Here is a 14,776-nt window from a genome sequence, read left to right as displayed (position 1 = left end):
CTCCTGGTGCGCCGCTACCTCCACGACCCCGTCGTCCACTCCGTCGACCCCTCCGCAGGTGCGGTCACCACGATGGAACACCACGTCCTGCACGTCCACGGGGCCGACAAGTACGCCACCACCACCGAGATCGCCGCCCGCGACGGCCGCGTGATCCTCTTCCTGGACACCAAGCACGCCGTGGACCAGCTCACCACCCACCTCCTCAACAGCGGTGTCCGCGCCGCCGCCCTGCACGGCGGCAAGTCCCAGCCCCAGCGCACCCGCACCCTGGCCCAGTTCAAAACCGGGCACGTCACCGCCCTGGTCGCCACCAACATCGCCGCACGCGGTATCCACGTCGACAACCTCGACCTCGTCGTCAACGTCGACCCGCCCAGCGACCACAAGGACTACCTCCACCGCGGCGGCCGCACCGCCCGCGCCGGAGAATCCGGCAGCGTCGTCACCCTCGTCCTGCCCAACCAACGCCGCGACATGACCCGCCTCATGGCCGACGCCGGCATCACCCCGCAGTCGGCGCAGGTGCGGTCCGGTGAAGCGGAACTGTCCCGGATCACCGGTGCGCAGGCGCCGTCCGGCATCCCGGTGACGATCTCCGCGCCGGTGGCCGAGCGCTCCAAGCGCCGGGGCTCCTCCTCGCGGGGCCAGCGCAGCCGGCCCGCCCAGGCCCGTCGCAGCGCCGCTTCCGCTTCCGTGCGGGAACGGTCCGGCGGCGCCCACCGGACGCCTCCGGTGAGCAACGCCGCGTAACAGCGGTCCCGCTCGGCCGTCCGTTCTTCCCTCGAACCCGAAGGTGCCCCTTGACCCTGATGCCGGTGGAACCGATGCCGACGGACAGAAGTGTTTTGACGGCGGGTGACGCCATGTCCTCACCCGGCCCGCAGGTCGGTGACGACATGGTCGTCGACCTGGCTCTGTCCGTCCTCGTCGGCGCCGGGGTCGGGCACCTCCTGGTCTGGGACGAGGACGGCCGGTGCGCCGGTCTCGTCACCCGGGCCCAGCTCGCCGCCCACCGCAGCGGCTCCTGGTACACCGAAAGCACCCGCCTGCGGGACGTCGGCTACGACCGGGGCCCCTTCACCGCCTCGGACGCGCCGCTGCCCCACGCGGAACGCGCACTGCGGGACCGGGCGCTCGACGCCTCACCCGTGATCGACGGGGACGGCCGCGCGCTCGGCATCCTCACCCTCGCGCACTGATCCGCTCGCGCGAGACCCTCTCTCCTCCCGGAGGCACCATGCGTTGTGTCATCGCCCGTTTCCCCTTCGATCTCCTCAAAAGCGATGTGCAGGCATCGATGAAGGGCATCAAGCCCGAACCCGTCACGGGTGACTCCGTCCGGATCGGCCGCCGCGCCTACCCCGTCAAGCAGGTCGGCGAAGTGATCACCCGACAGGACCGCCGCGACTTCACCGCCGGAGAGGTCACCCGGGCGCTCACCCGCCTCGGCTTCACCTGCGACGTGGCCGCCCCGCCCGCACCGGTGCGCGTGCTCACGCCCTTCCAGACCGCGTCCGCCCTGCTGGGAGCGCCGGCCGCCGCCTAGGCCGTATCCGGCGGATCTCCGGCTACCGACCGGCTTCGCCGCCTCTCGCCTGGCCGGCGTCTTTTTCGGCTGCGGGCCGTCGTGGCCGCCTACGGCGGCGGGGCGCCCTGCGGGCGCGTCCTCAATCGGCGGACGGGCTTAATTCGTGGCCGCTCGTGGGTAGCCGACCTTCAAGGGGAAAGCGACTTCGAAGGTGGTGGCCATGGGACGTCACAGCGACCGTTCGCAGCGGCCCGGCCGCACCCGCCGGGCCTGGTACGCCAGGTACGCGACGGCCTTGCGGCGCACGCCCGTCACCGCGTGGGACGACAACCTCACCGACTGGGCCGCCGCGCTGACGTACTACACCGTGCTGGCCCTGTTCCCGGTGATGCTCGTCGTCCTGTCGGTCTTCAGCCTCTCCCAGCCGGCCTCCACCACCGGACTGATCGACGACATCACCGACCTCGTCCCCGCCCAGAGCCGTGAGCTGCTGCGCTCCACGCTGCTGGAAATGGCCGGGCAGGACTCGGCGGCCTGGCTGCTGACGACCTTCGGCGCGATCGGCGCCCTGTGGTCGGGAAGCAGCTACCTGAGCGTCTTCCGCCGCGCCGTCTACGCCATGGAACGCACCGACAGCGACCGGCCGGTGCTGCGCACTGCGCCGCGCATCGTCCTGACGGCCCTGGTGCTGGTGGTGCTGCTCGTCATCAGCGCCCTGGCGCTCGTCCTCTCCGGCGGGCTCGCCCGCCGGATCGGCCGGATACTGCACCTCGGCGCCGGGCCGGTCACCGTCTGGGACGCCCTGCGGTGGCCCGTCCTCGTGATCATCGGCGTGACCCTGGTGCTGGTGCTCTACCGCTCCGGCCCCGCCCAGGCCCGGCCCGTGCGGCGCATGGCCCCCGGCGGGGCGCTGGCCGTCCTGCTCTGGCTGGCCTCCTCGGCCGGCTTCGCCCTCTACGTCTCGCACGCCGGGACCTACCCCCGCCTGTACGGCTCGCTGGCGGGGATGGTGGTGTTCCTGGTCTGGCTGTGGATCGCCAACCTGGTACTGCTGCTCGGGGCCCAGTTCAACGCCGAGCTGGCCAAACAGGCCGGGCACGACGGCGAACCGGGCCCCGAGGGCGTCGGGCGTCCCCCGGAGACGCCTGACGCCCTCCCGACGCCTGGAGCCCTCCCGGAGACGCCTGGCGCCCTCCCGGAGACGCCTGGCGCCCTCCCGGAGACGCCTGGCGCCCTCCCGGAGACGCCTGGCGCCCTCCCGGGGACGCTTGACGCCTGACGTCAGGAAGCGGGGATCGGCCCCGAGATCTGCTCGCTGATCCACTGGATGGGCCCGAGGCCCAGGTTCGGCGCGTACGAGGCGCCGTCGTGCCTGCCGCCCTGGATCGGACGCAGATAGGTGTGGACCTTGCCCTTGCCGGACTGGGCCATGAAGTCCTTCACCCCCTTCATGGTCGCCGCGCCCTCCCGCGTACCGACCTGGAAGGCGAGATAGACGTCCGGGCCCTTGGTGTCGTTCAGCCGCTTGGCCAGCACCGCCGGGGTGTTCTCCCGCTGCTCCTTCTCGTGCCCGCGCCAGAGCGGGGAGTCGGGGACGAAGTCCGGGCCGTTGGCGATCGCGGCCTTGAACTTGTCCGGGTGCTTCAGCACGGCCTTGAGACCCGCGAAACCGCCGGTGGACGAGCCCATGAACGCCCAGCCGTCACGCGACTTGATCGTGCGGAAATTGGCCTTCATCAGGTCCGGGACGTCCTCGGTCAGCCAGGTGCCCATCTTCGGCTGCCCCGGGATGTCACTGCCGTCCCAGTAGATGCCCTTGTCATCGGGGCCGGGGTTCAGGACCGGCATGGCGAGGAGGAAGGGCTTGCTCTTGCCCTCCTTGTACCACTTGGCCATGTTCTCCTGGAACTTGAACCCCGCCCACCAGTAGTTGGTGCCGAAGCCGGGGCCGCCGGGCAGGGCGATCATCACGGGGAAACCGCTCTTCGCGTACTTCGGGTCGTCCGTGTACTCCTTGGGCGCCCAGACCCAGACCTTGCCCTTGAAGCCGGACTTCTTGCCGTCCAGGGTGACGAGGCTGACGTGCGTGCCGTCGTCGAGGGTCCGGGCGTTCTTGAAGTTCGCCTGCGGGCCGGTCGGCATCAGGACCTTGGAGTCGACGACCTCCGGACTGCCGGTGTCGCCCGGGGTCTGCGGCTGCACGTCGCCGTAGCTGACGGGGTCGCCCTTGTCGGTGAAGGGGGGTATCTCGTAGTAGGTCATGACGGGCCAGGCGATCAGCCCGAGCGTGACCACGGACGCCACGACGATGATCCACCGCTTGGCACGGGACGGCCGGCGCCGCTCCTGCCTCGGGTAGGGGCCAGAGGGTGAATGTGTCATCGCGTCGCTCCGCATGCATGGTTCGGCTGCCCCACGGGGCCACATGACAACCTGCTGTGCCCTTGGGGATGTGCCCTTGTGGATGTCCCAAACGGGCCTCCGCGTTCCCGATGCATGCCATGAAAATTTCCACCGGCATACAAACCAACCCAAAAGGGGAGCCCGTCGCCTGCCCTTCCGTCCTCCGGACGGTGGTTTTCGCGGCCATGCGTGCCGGGCTGCCGGCTTCCGGGGCGACGCCCCAGGTCAGGGGCGCACCGGTGGGGTGGGCCCGGCCCACCGGCAACGTCGTCCGGGGCCGATTCGCCGATTCCAGGTTGCGGGGCGCCGACGGCCACCGCACGTTGATCAGACAGTCACCCATCAGACAGTCACGCACAACGAACCGATGAGGAGCGCCCAGCATGCGCATCAAGCTCGCATCCACCGCCCTGGCCGCCGTCTGCGGCTCGCTCGCCCTTGCCGCGCCGGCGTTGGCCACGCCCGCCCCGGCCTCGGCGCCGGAGCCCGGCCACACGGCCGTGGCCCCCACGCGGCCGGGCAAGGACCCGTCACCCCTCGACGATCTCAAGCAGGCACTGGACAAGCTGGTCAAGGACGTCAGCAAGATCGCCGGTGACGCGTCGAAGAAGAACCCGGGCGGGGGGACCGATGCGGGGGAGCTGGCCGCTGTGGAGCCGGTTGTCGTGACCGAATGACATCGTGGGCTACCGCCCGGTGGTGCCGCCTGCGGCGGCAGAGCGCCCTGCGGGCGCGTCCTCAAACTCCCCCAGCTACCGCTGGGAGGTACCCCCAGGGGCTGGATTTGGCTGGGCTCAGCCACAACCGCGCAGCGGGGGGCCACCTGCGGCGGTGAGGCGCCCTGCGGAGGCGGGGCGCCGACCGGTTCCCTGGCCGGGACACTGGTCGGGATTACGCCGATGATCCAGGGGGACACCGTGAACCGTGCCACGGAAGAGACCAACCGCCGCATGCTCCGGGCCCGGGACGCGATGGACCGCGCCTACGCCCAGCCACTGGACGTCCCGGCCCTGGCCCGCATCGCCCATGTGTCCCCGGCGCACTTCGCCCGCACCTTCCGGAACACGTTCGGCGAAACCCCGCACCGCTACCTCCAGCGCCGCCGCGTCGAACGCGCGATGTTCCTGCTGCGGGAGACCGACCGCAGCGTGACCGACATCTGCTTCGAAGTCGGCTTCGGCAGCCTGGGCACGTTCAGCCGCACGTTCAGTGACATCGTCGGCCGGTCACCGAGGACGTACCGCAAGGAAGCGGTACCGGCGGGCGTACCGACGTGCTTCACGATGGCGTGGACGCGGCCGAACGCCTGACGTCTCCGTCTCGGTACTGAGCCTTGGTACTGAGCAGTTTTAGATAAGTTTCCGTCCGGCGCACGCCGTAGCGTGATGCGCATGTTCAACGCCATCACGCACTCGCAGATATACGTCCTCGACCAGGACGAGGCCTTCGACTTCTACGTCAACAAGCTCGGTCTGGAGGTCGCCGCCGACATCGACATGGGCTTCATGCGCTGGCTGGCCGTCAGCGTTCCCGGCGACAGCGGCCGCCAGATCCTGCTGGAGAAGCCGGGCGCCCCGGCCATGTCCGAGGAAACGGCACAGCAGGTACGTGAGCTGGTCACCAAGGGGGCGATGGGCGGCTGGCTCATCTTCACCACGGACGACTGCCGCAAGACATACGAAACGCTGCTGGCCCGGGGCGTGGAATTCACCGAAGAGCCGACTGAGCGGCCGTACGGGACGGACTGCGGCTTGCGGGACCCGTTCGGGAACCGTATCCGCTTCACTCAGCCGAGGGTCTGACCGACGGTTGGCCGGCTACCGGGCTGTCTTCCTCTCGCCTGGCCGGCGGTCATTCGGCTACCGGCCGGTGGTGCCGCCTGCGGCGGCGGGGCGCCCTGCGGGCGCGTCCTCAAACGCCGGACGGGCTTGATTTGGCTGGGCTCAGCCGCAACCAGGCCGTCCAGGCTGATGGGGACGGGCTCAGCCACTCCAGCCCGTCCGGCGATTGAGGACACCACCGCGCAGCGGGGGTGCAGGCCACGGCCGGGCTCCGCCGCCGTGATCAGGTGCCGGCGCCAGCGTCCCAGGCCGCGCGGGACGCGGCGATCGCCGGGCGGTGGGCGATCGACCAGTCGGCCAGGGTCTTCACGAGGTGGGTGAGGCTGTGGCCCATCTCCGTCAGCTCGTACTCGACCTGCGGCGGAACCGTGGGGTACACCGTCCGTTCCACCAGGCCGTCGCGCTCCAGGCGGCGGACGGTGAAGGTGAGCATGCGTTGGGAGATGTCGCCGGGGATCGCGCGCTGCAATTCCTTGAACCGCTTGAGTCCGGAGGCGAGTTCGACCACGACGTAGACGGACCACTTGTCGCCCAGCCGGTCCAGCACGTCCCGGACCCCGCACTCGTCCTGAGGCGTCTCGCAGACGATCACGGGTTCGGTCGGCACGGGGGTGGTTACCGCCGTGTGCCCTACTGACATCAATGTGCCTCCTTACGCGATCGGAACTCGCTTCCGATGATGGAAACACACAGCTCAGCAGGGAGATCGCAATGATTTTGATCACCGGTTCCGGCGGCGCGCTCGGACAGCTCGTCGTCGGCGAACTGGCCGGGCGGGACGACGTCGTGCTCGGCACCCGCACACCCCGCTCCACCGCCGAACGGCGCGTCGACTTCGACGACCCGTCCTCGCTCGACTTCACCGGCGTGGACACGATGCTGCTCATCTCCGCCGGGTACGGCGAGGACGACGTCGTCATCGCCCGGCACGACGCGGCGATATCGGCGGCCGAGAAGGCGGGGGTGCGGCACGTCGTCTACACCAGCCTCAGCAGCGACGGCGACCACCTGACGTACGCGCTGGCCCACCGCTGGACCGAACGCCGCCTCGCGCGTGGCCCGCTGGCGTGGACCATCCTGCGCAACGGGCTCTACGCCGAGTTCCTCGCCGGCATCGCCGCCCCGGGCCCCGACGGGACGATCGCGGCACCGCTGGGCACGGGCCGCCTGGCCGCCGTCGCCCGCGCCGACCTCGCCGCCGTGGCGGCCCGCGTGGCGGCCGAGCCGGAACGGCACGCGGGGCGCGTGTACGAACTCGTCGGCGAACGGGCCCTGGGCGGTGCCGAACTGGCCGCCGCGATCGGAGGCTCGTACGAGCCCGGCACGCTCGGTGCCGCCCGCGCGGCGATCACGGAGGCCGGCCAGGCATTGCCCTACCAGGTGCCGATGCTGCTGAGCACGTACTCGGCGATCGCAGGAGGCTTCCTGGACGGCGGCGCGATCGAGGACAACGCCCTGCGCACGCTCCTCGGCCGCGCGCCCCGGCCCGCCCTGGACGCGTACAAGGCCGCGGTCACCGGCTGAGCCGCCCTCCCGCCGTCCGCGAAAACTTTTTGGGTCCACACCGCTGGAGCCGTCACATTCCCCCGATGCCATCCGTCAGGGCAGTGACAGCAACGCGAACAGCGATGCAAACAGCGATGCGAAACCCAAGGAGACAACAATGAACGCGCGTTCGATCACCGCAGAGGTCCTGATGACGCCGCGGCTCACCCAGGACCCCACGGAACTCGTTCCGGAGCTGGAGGAGGTCTCGGCGGCACTCTTCAAGGCCGTCGGCAACCACTCGGTGCCGCGCAGCACGATCAGCCTGGTCCACCTGCGGGCCGGCCAGATCGCCGCGAACACCTACCTGACCGTCCTGCACACGGGCTTCCTGCGCAAGGCCGGGGAGTCGGAGGAGCGCATCACCTCGGTGGCGTCCTGGCAGGACTCGCCCTACTTCACCCCCGCCGAGCGCGCCGCGCTGGCCCTGGTCGAAGCGGCGCTCCAGCCCTCCGCCCACGGTGAGCGCGTCTCCGACCAGCTCTACGCCGAGGTGGCCGAGCACTACGACCCCAAGGCGCTCACCACCCTGATGATCGCGATCGGGCAGGTCAACTTCTTCACGTCCATCGCCCTCATAGCCAAGCCCGTCCCCGGCCGGTCCTTCTCGGACCCGTGGAACTGATCCCTCCCGCTTTGCCGACCCGGCCCTGAAGGTCGTGGTGCCCTTCCCGGCACCCACGGCCGGCAGGGCCGGACTCATATCAATCCGTACGCACAGCGAAGTATTTTTCTTCGCGACATGCCCGGCAGAGGTAGCTTGCTGGGCGATCGCCCTTGACGAACAAGTAAGGCGTGCTTATAAGATAGGCTTCGTTCGTGGACGACAACCGACACACCACCGACCTGGCCCGGCAGACCCGCGACAGCGTGTCCGCACTGGCACGGCGCATGCGGAAAGAACGCCCCGCGCACGGTCTCGGGCTCACCGGCACCTCGGTGCTGAGCCGACTCGACCGCACCGGGGCCCTCAGCCCGAAGGAGCTGGCCGCGGCGGAAGGCGTCCTGCCGCAGTCGCTCACCCGTCAGCTCGCCTCCCTGGAGGAGCAGGGCCTCGTCACGCGCCGGCCGCACGACCGCGACGGCCGTCAGGTCCTCATGGAGATCACCGACGCGGGCCGCCACCTGGTGGAGGACGACCGGCGGACGCGCGACGCGTGGCTCGCCCAGGCGATCACCGAGCGCCTGACACCGGTCGAGCGGGAGGTCCTCGCCGCCGCGAACAAACTGCTGGACCTCTTGTCCGAAACCTAGGAGACCCCGAGGGGGCGCCGTGCCGTCACCGACCGCGCAGACCGCGACTCGAACGGCTTCCCCACCCCGTATCCCCCTCGGCTTCCTCACCCCGATCGTCCTGGGCACCCTGCTCAACGCCCTCAACTCCTCGATGATCGCGGTGGCGCTGCTCTCCATCCAGAAGGCGTTCGACGCCGGGGCGGAGGTCATCTGGCTGGTCTCCGGCCTCTACCTGGCCACCGCCGTCGCCCAGCCCACCATGGGCCGCCTCGCGGACGCCCTCGGCGCCCGCCGGGTCTTCGCCTTTGGCCTGGTGCTGGTCCTGGTGTCGGCGGCCGCCGCGCCCTTCGCCCCGACGCTCGGGTGGCTCATCGCCGCCCGCGTCGTGCTCGGCATCGGCACCTCGGCCGCGTATCCGGCCGGCATGTCGATGATGCGCGCCTGGGCCGCCGCCCACAGCGGTACGGGCTCCACACCCACCGGCGGGCTCGGCGCCATCTCCGCCACGTCCCAGGCCGCCGTCGCCCTCGGGCCGCCGCTCGGCGGCGTGCTCGTCCAACTCGCGGGCTGGCGCGCCATCTTCTGGGTCAACGTCCCCCTCGCCCTGACGGCCATGGCCATGACTTTTCTCTGCCTGCCCGCCGACGAACCGGCCCGCGGCGCCGCCGCCACCCTGCGCGAACTCGACTTCGTGGGCATGGCGCTGTTCACCGGTGAGCTGTGCGGTCTCATGCTCTTCCTGCTCTCGCTGCCCGACGACCCGTGGTGGTGGGCCCTGGCCGCCTTCGTCGTGCTGACCGCCGCGCTGATTTGGCACGAACTGCGCGCGCACCGGCCCTTCGTGGACCTCCGCATGATCGCCCGCAATGGGCCGCTCGCCGCGACGTACCTGCGCTGCATGGCCACGTACGTGGTCTTCTACTCCATCACCTACGCCCTGCCCCAGTGGCTCCAACAGGGCCGCGGGCTGTCCGAGTCCGCGTCCGGACTGGTCATGCTGCCGGTGGCCGCCCTCGGCTTCGCCACCACCATGTGGGCCACCCGGCTCGTCGAACGCGGTCTGCGCACCGTTCTGATCACCGGCTCCGCCGCCCTGTGCCTGGGCAGCGGCGCACTGGCCCTGTTCGGGGCGAGCGTGCCGATCTGGGAAGTCCTCGTCATCGCCGCGGTCCTCGGCCTGCCCAACGGCTTCAACAGCCTGGGCAACCAGACCCTGATGTACCGCACCGCGCCCCCGGACCAGATCGGCACCGCCTCCGGGCTCTACCGCACCGCCCAGTACATCGGCGCCAACCTCGCCTCGGCCCTCGTCGGCATCGCGGTCGGCCGCGACGCCGACGACTCGGGTCTGCACCTGCTGGCCGCCGTGATCACCGGCGTCAGCCTCGTCCTGCTCCTGAACGCCGCCACCACCCGGCACCTGCGCGGCACCGGCGAACGCGGCTGAGCCCGCCCCCGGTACGCGCGCTTCATCGGATCGGAAAGGAACACACCCATGCCCGTCGTGGAACTCGGCCCCAAGGCCGCCCTCGTCGTCCTCGACCTACAGGAGGGCATCCTCGGCTTCCCGCTGCAACCCCACCCGGCCGAACAGGTCGTGGCGAACAGCGCCCGGCTCGCCCACGCCTTCCGCGCGGCCGGCCTGCCCGTCGTCCTCGTCACCGTGGCCCACGGCCCCGATGGCGGCGCCACCCTCGCCCCCCGCGCCGACGTGCCCACCAACCCGCCCGCCCTGCACCCCGAGTACTCCCGGCTCGCGCCCGAACTCGGCCCGCAGCCGGGCGATCTGCTCATCACCAAGCGCCAGTGGGGTGCCTTCACCGGCACGGAACTCGACCTCCAGATGCGCCGCCGAGGAGTCGACGAACTCGTCCTCACCGGTGTCGCCACCAACCTCGCCGTGGAGTCCACGGCCCGCTCCGCCTACGAACACGGCTACCACGTGGTCGTCGCCGAGGACGCGACCAGCACGTTCTCCGCCGAACACCAGGAGTTCACCATCAAACGGATCCTGCCGCTGATCGCCCGCGTCGACACCACCGACGCCGTGCTCGCGGCGCTGGAAGCCGCTCGGAAGTAAGGGGAGGCCCGCCCACGCGGATGGGGTGCTCCCGGTATCGGGAGCACCCCATCTCGGCCGGCCTGACGGCCGAACGGCGGAGAGTGTGGGATTTGAACCCACGGTGACATCGCTGCCACGACGGTTTTCAAGACCGTTCCCTTAGGCCGCTCGGGCAACTCTCCCCTCGCCGCCCACAGGGCGACGCGGTGGACAGCCTACCGGGTCGGCGAATCCGCCGTGCGGCCCTGGTCCGGGGGGCGGGGCCGGCAGGCGTTCCGGGCGAGGCGCGCACGCCTCTCGCACTGTTCGAACGCGCGCCCATCCACGCATGAGGTGCCGCTGCCGGCGCTACCAGAACCGGGACAGTGCGCCTTCCTTGAACGCATCGGGGCTGACGCTGATGTCACCGGCGAACGGCCTGTCGAGGACCACTACAAGCAGAAGGCTGAAGCCGATGAGCGCGGCGACCGAGCCGGCGAACACCAGCCGGACGCCCCCGTTCTTGTTGCCGTACAGGAAGGTGAGCGGGACCATCACGAGCGCGCCGCCGTATACCAGGCACCGGAGGAGAAGAGGCAGCTGCTGCCGGGATTGCGTGATGCGGGCCCGTCGTTGTGCGACCACGTCGTTGAGGCGCTCGATGGTCTGGCCGTAGAAGGCCTTCTGGCTTTCCGTCTTCGGCTCGTAGGCCTGGAGGACTGTGTAGATTTTGTCGATTTGTCTCTGGCTGGCGGCGTAGTCGGCCCGGCCTTCCCGCATGAGGGGCCACTGCACCTCGACCACGGTGTGGGCGTAGGCGCCGACGGCGGTCTCTATCCGGTGCTGCTGGTCAGGTGGCAGCGCTCGGACGTTCCGGACGATCTGTGCCAGGTCGGATGCCTCGGTGGCGACCACCCCGTCGGCTACCTGGAGTTGGGTCCACAGCGTCACGACGACGAAGGCAAGGATGATGCCGTAAATGGCGCCGAACATACCGAGCACCACCCCCACCATGTCGTTGTGCTCACCTTCGGCCAAGGAGGGGAAGCGGCGATGGACCAGCACGTTGCCGGCCAGGGTCAGGACGACGAGGCCGCCGACCAGAACAGTCGCGGTAGACAAGGTCGACAGGTTGTTCAGCAACCACAGTTCCACGGCCACCTCGCGGCTCGGTTACAGCTCGTAGTCAAAGAGTCTCCAGATGAACCGGGCATGCGAATCCCCGCTGGTATGTAAACCACTCCATGGGATGGACACCGAAGGTCGTTCCGCGCGGCGTGTGACCGCAGTGGAACGGATCGCGCCGGATCTCGATCTACCCCGGTGCGCACCCCCACGCGGTGCGTCCGGGCGAGGAAGTCCGGTACGGGGTCCGGCAGAAAGTTCCTGAACCATGGGAATGACGAGTACCAATGTCGTGGTGTTGTCCGTGCTCGGCACGGTGCTGTTGTTCGCGCTCACCATCTGGTGCTGGCCACGCCTGGCCCGGCGGGGCTGGGGGGTGATCCTGGGCCGGGTGGGGCTGGTCTGCGCGGTTCAGGCGCTGCTGTTCTCCTCGGTGGGTCTCGCGGTGAACAAGGAAATGCTCATCTACGGGTCCTGGGACGAGCTGTTCGGCTGGGAGAAGGGCGTGGACTTCGACGGGAAGTCCGCCGGGGGCTCGGGCGTGCAGCTGGTCGGGAAGCAGAAACCCGATGTGCCGGGCACCAAGAAACCCCCCATCAGTGGCGAGATACAGAAAATCAACGTGCTGGGAGAGCGGTCCCGGATCGCCACCCCGGCCTATGTCTATCTGCCGCCGGAGTACTTCCAGAAGGGGAACGAGAAGAAGACGTTTCCCGCCGCCGTGGTGCTGACCGGTTTCCCGGGGACCGCGGAAAACCTGCTCAAGGGCCTGCGGTATCCCAAGACGGCGTGGACGCAGGCCAAGCAGAAGAAGATGCAGCCGATGATCCTGGTCATGATGCGGCCCACCGTCGCACCGCCGCGCAACACCCAGTGCGTCGACATTCCCGGCGGGCCGCAGACGGAGACGTTCTTCGCCAAGGACCTGACGAAGGCGCTCTCCGGCACCTACCGCACCGGCACCGAGCCGCGTAACTGGGGAATCATCGGTGACTCCACCGGCGGTTACTGCGCGCTGAAGGTCGGCCTCGAGCACCCGGAGACCTACGCGGCGAGCGTGGGCCTCTCGGCGGACTACAAACCGGAAATAGACAAGGACTCCGGCGACCTCTTCCACGGGAACAAGCGCGAGGAAAAGCGGGCCGACCTGCTGTGGAGCCTGGACCACCTGCCGCAGGGCAACTCGTCCTTCCTGGTCACCACGTCCAAGCAGGGCGAGTCCAATCTCAAGGCCACCCAGCGGTTCATCTCGAAGGTGAAAGCCCCCGCACGCGTCTCGTCGATCACGCTCGACAGCGGCGGCCACAACTTCAAGACCTGGAACCGGGAAATACCGCCCTCACTGAGGTGGCTCAGCAGCCGGCTCTCCGCGGGGTGAGCCGCACGCCTCCCCGCGCCGCCCGTTCGGGGCGACGCGGGGAGAACGGCCCGTAGCGGCCGGGCCGCCCGCTTCGGCGTCAGTTGTCGCCGTCGCGCTCGCCCAGGGTGATCTCCACCGTGGACGACTTGCCGTCGCGGGTGTAGGTGAGCTGGACCTTGTCGCCCGGCTTGTGCGTCCAGATCTCGCTGATCAGCGTCGGGCCGCTGTCGATCGTCGTGTCGTCGAGCTTGGTGATCACGTCGCCCGGCTTGAGGCCCGCCTTGTCGGCCGGGCCGTCGGGGGTGACGGCCGGGGTGTTCTTCGCGCCCGTGGGCGCGATCTTGGCGCCCGCGCCGGTGTCCTTCATGTTCACCGTGGCGGCGATCACCGGGTAGACCGGCTTGCCGGTCTTGATGAGCGTGTCCGCGACGTTCTTGGCCTGGTTGATCGGGATCGCGAAGCCCAGTCCGATGCTGCCGGACTGCTGCTGGCCGCCGCCGAAGCCACCGCCGGAACCGGCGGACTGAATGGCGGAGTTGATGCCGATCACCGCGCCCTGGGCGTTGAGCAACGGGCCACCGGAGTTGCCCGGGTTGATCGACGCGTCCGTCTGGAGCGCGCTCATGTACGACGCGTTTCCGCTGCCGCCGCCGTCGCTGGAGGCCACCGGGCGCTTCTTGGCGCTCACGATGCCCGTGGTGACCGTGCCGGACAGCCCGAAGGGCGCGCCGATCGCGACCGTCGCGTCACCCACCGCCGCCCTCTCGGAATCCCCCAGGGGCAGGGGCTTGAGCGAACCGGCGGGCGCGTCCTTCAGCTTGAGGACCGCGACGTCGTAGCCCTGGGCCCGGCCGATCACCTCGGCCTCGTACTTCTTGCCGTTCGAGAACGTGGCACGGAGCTTGCCGCCCTCGGCCGCCGACGCGACGACGTGGTTGTTGGTGAGGATGTGGCCTTCCTTGTCGTACACGAAGCCGGTGCCCGTGCCGCCCTCGCCGCTGGTGCTCTGCGCCTCGATGGTGACGACGCTCGGCAGGGCCTTGTTGGCGATGGCCGCCACGGAACCCGGGGAACGGCTCTCCACCTTCGGGTCGCCGGACGCGGAGATCGTCGTCGAGTCACCCGACTCGTTGCGGTCGGCGGCCCAGTAGCCGATACCGCCGCCGACACCGCCCGCGACGAGCGCCGCCGCGAGCACGGCCGCGACGAGGCCGCCGGAGCGCTTGCGCGCCGGCGGGGGCGGCGGGGCGCCCCACGCCATGCCCGGCCCCACCGGGCCGCCGCCACCGGGTCCGCCGTACGGCTGCTGGGGCGCGCCGGCACCGCCGGCACCGCCGTACCAGCCGCCACCGCCCTGGCCCGCGGCTCCCGCTTGCGCGTACATGGGGTGGGGGTGCTGTTGCGGCTGTTGTGGCTGCTGCTGGGGGTGCTGGGGGTGTGCCTGATGTGCGGCGGCGTCCTGTGCGGCGGGCGCCGTCGGTGCCGCCGCCGGCTCCACGGCCGGGAGCTGCGACGTCTGCTCGGCTTCCGCCGCCGCGGGCGGCTTGGTGGGGGCGGGCGGAACCGGAGGAGCCTCGGCGGGAGCGGCCGGAGTGGGGCGCTCCGCTTCGGCGGCCGGTGTCGAAGACTCCGTACCCCGCCCAGCCGCAGGCGGAACGGCGGCGCCCTCGTTCTCGGTGCTCACAGCTGTCTCC

The 14,776-nt window shown here is 70.2% G+C and carries 17 protein-coding genes and 1 tRNA gene; 13 read left to right on the top strand and 5 right to left on the bottom strand.

The window, feature by feature from the left end:
- The 4 genes from ACZ6MA_RS21460 to ACZ6MA_RS21445 form a co-directional block, all read left to right on the top strand.
- Positions 1–753 (top strand): helicase-related protein (locus tag ACZ6MA_RS21460; RefSeq protein ID WP_469435482.1); only part of this gene is annotated, 753 nt, incomplete at its 5' end.
- Between the two features lie 113 nt (positions 754–866).
- A complete protein-coding gene (locus ACZ6MA_RS21455) occupies positions 867–1,202 on the top strand; it encodes a CBS domain-containing protein (RefSeq protein ID WP_469435481.1) in 336 nt (111 codons plus the stop codon).
- Between the two features lie 38 nt (positions 1,203–1,240).
- Positions 1,241–1,549 carry an SCO5918 family protein gene (locus ACZ6MA_RS21450; RefSeq protein WP_469435480.1) on the top strand — a complete coding sequence of 103 codons (309 nt, stop codon included), beginning with the start codon at positions 1,241–1,243 and terminating at the stop codon, positions 1,547–1,549.
- Between the two features lie 202 nt (positions 1,550–1,751).
- A complete protein-coding gene (locus ACZ6MA_RS21445) occupies positions 1,752–2,810 on the top strand; it encodes a YihY/virulence factor BrkB family protein (RefSeq protein ID WP_469435479.1) in 1,059 nt (352 codons plus the stop codon).
- A gap of 2 nt (positions 2,811–2,812) precedes the next feature.
- Here ACZ6MA_RS21445 and ACZ6MA_RS21440 read toward each other — a convergent pair whose 3' ends face one another.
- The gene (locus ACZ6MA_RS21440) at positions 2,813–3,913 is read right to left on the bottom strand and encodes an alpha/beta hydrolase (RefSeq protein WP_469435478.1); all 1,101 of its coding nucleotides are present in this window, start codon (positions 3,911–3,913) and stop codon (positions 2,813–2,815) included.
- Between the two features lie 404 nt (positions 3,914–4,317).
- On the opposite strand from ACZ6MA_RS21440, the gene ACZ6MA_RS21435 reads away from it, so the two are divergent.
- The 3 genes from ACZ6MA_RS21435 (at position 4,318) to ACZ6MA_RS21425 (ending at position 5,736) form a co-directional block, all read left to right on the top strand.
- A complete protein-coding gene (locus tag ACZ6MA_RS21435) occupies positions 4,318–4,611 on the top strand; it encodes a hypothetical protein (RefSeq protein WP_469435477.1) in 294 nt (97 codons plus the stop codon).
- A gap of 240 nt (positions 4,612–4,851) precedes the next feature.
- Positions 4,852–5,244 (top strand): helix-turn-helix domain-containing protein, encoded by a 393-nt coding sequence (locus ACZ6MA_RS21430; RefSeq protein ID WP_469435476.1) that lies wholly within the window; start codon positions 4,852–4,854, stop codon positions 5,242–5,244.
- 81 nt (positions 5,245–5,325) lie between these two features.
- Positions 5,326–5,736: a VOC family protein gene (locus ACZ6MA_RS21425; protein ID WP_469435475.1), complete on the top strand. Its 411-nt coding sequence runs from the start codon at positions 5,326–5,328 to the stop codon at positions 5,734–5,736.
- Positions 5,737–5,998: 262 nt separating this feature from the next.
- On the opposite strand, the gene ACZ6MA_RS21420 is transcribed toward ACZ6MA_RS21425, so the two are convergent.
- Complete coding sequence (locus tag ACZ6MA_RS21420; RefSeq protein ID WP_469435474.1) at positions 5,999–6,415, bottom strand: winged helix-turn-helix transcriptional regulator; 417 nt, start codon at positions 6,413–6,415, stop codon at positions 5,999–6,001.
- 71 nt (positions 6,416–6,486) lie between these two features.
- Between ACZ6MA_RS21420 and ACZ6MA_RS21415 the strand changes: the two genes are divergently transcribed.
- From ACZ6MA_RS21415 to ACZ6MA_RS21395, 5 genes are all read left to right on the top strand, one after another.
- Entirely contained in the window at positions 6,487–7,299 is an 813-nt protein-coding gene (locus ACZ6MA_RS21415; RefSeq protein WP_469435473.1) for an NAD(P)H-binding protein, read from the top strand.
- A gap of 139 nt (positions 7,300–7,438) precedes the next feature.
- Positions 7,439–7,945 carry a carboxymuconolactone decarboxylase family protein gene (locus ACZ6MA_RS21410; RefSeq protein ID WP_469435472.1) on the top strand — a complete coding sequence of 169 codons (507 nt, stop codon included), beginning with the start codon at positions 7,439–7,441 and terminating at the stop codon, positions 7,943–7,945.
- A gap of 194 nt (positions 7,946–8,139) precedes the next feature.
- The gene (locus tag ACZ6MA_RS21405) at positions 8,140–8,574 is read left to right on the top strand and encodes a MarR family winged helix-turn-helix transcriptional regulator (RefSeq protein WP_469435471.1); all 435 of its coding nucleotides are present in this window, start codon (positions 8,140–8,142) and stop codon (positions 8,572–8,574) included.
- 19 nt (positions 8,575–8,593) lie between these two features.
- Entirely contained in the window at positions 8,594–10,003 is a 1,410-nt protein-coding gene (locus ACZ6MA_RS21400; protein WP_469435470.1) for an MFS transporter, read from the top strand.
- A gap of 48 nt (positions 10,004–10,051) precedes the next feature.
- The gene (locus ACZ6MA_RS21395) at positions 10,052–10,636 is read left to right on the top strand and encodes a hydrolase (protein WP_469435469.1); all 585 of its coding nucleotides are present in this window, start codon (positions 10,052–10,054) and stop codon (positions 10,634–10,636) included.
- A gap of 77 nt (positions 10,637–10,713) precedes the next feature.
- Here ACZ6MA_RS21395 and ACZ6MA_RS21390 read toward each other — a convergent pair.
- Positions 10,714–10,800: transfer RNA gene (locus ACZ6MA_RS21390), tRNA-Ser, on the bottom strand.
- Between the two features lie 166 nt (positions 10,801–10,966).
- A complete protein-coding gene (locus ACZ6MA_RS21385) occupies positions 10,967–11,752 on the bottom strand; it encodes a bestrophin-like domain (protein ID WP_469435468.1) in 786 nt (261 codons plus the stop codon).
- A gap of 238 nt (positions 11,753–11,990) precedes the next feature.
- Here ACZ6MA_RS21385 and ACZ6MA_RS21380 point away from each other — a divergent pair, with 238 nt between their 5' ends.
- Positions 11,991–13,100 (top strand): alpha/beta hydrolase, encoded by a 1,110-nt coding sequence (locus ACZ6MA_RS21380; RefSeq protein WP_469435467.1) that lies wholly within the window; start codon positions 11,991–11,993, stop codon positions 13,098–13,100.
- Positions 13,101–13,179: 79 nt separating this feature from the next.
- On the opposite strand, the gene ACZ6MA_RS21375 is transcribed toward ACZ6MA_RS21380, so the two are convergent.
- Entirely contained in the window at positions 13,180–14,766 is a 1,587-nt protein-coding gene (locus ACZ6MA_RS21375; RefSeq protein ID WP_469435466.1) for a S1C family serine protease, read from the bottom strand.
- Positions 14,767–14,776: the final 10 nt, after the last annotated feature.

It is taken from the genome of Streptomyces sp. NPDC042259, assembly GCF_055582085.1.
The sequence above is the reverse complement of the archived record's forward strand: the minus strand, read 5'-3'. Positions and strand labels throughout refer to the sequence as shown.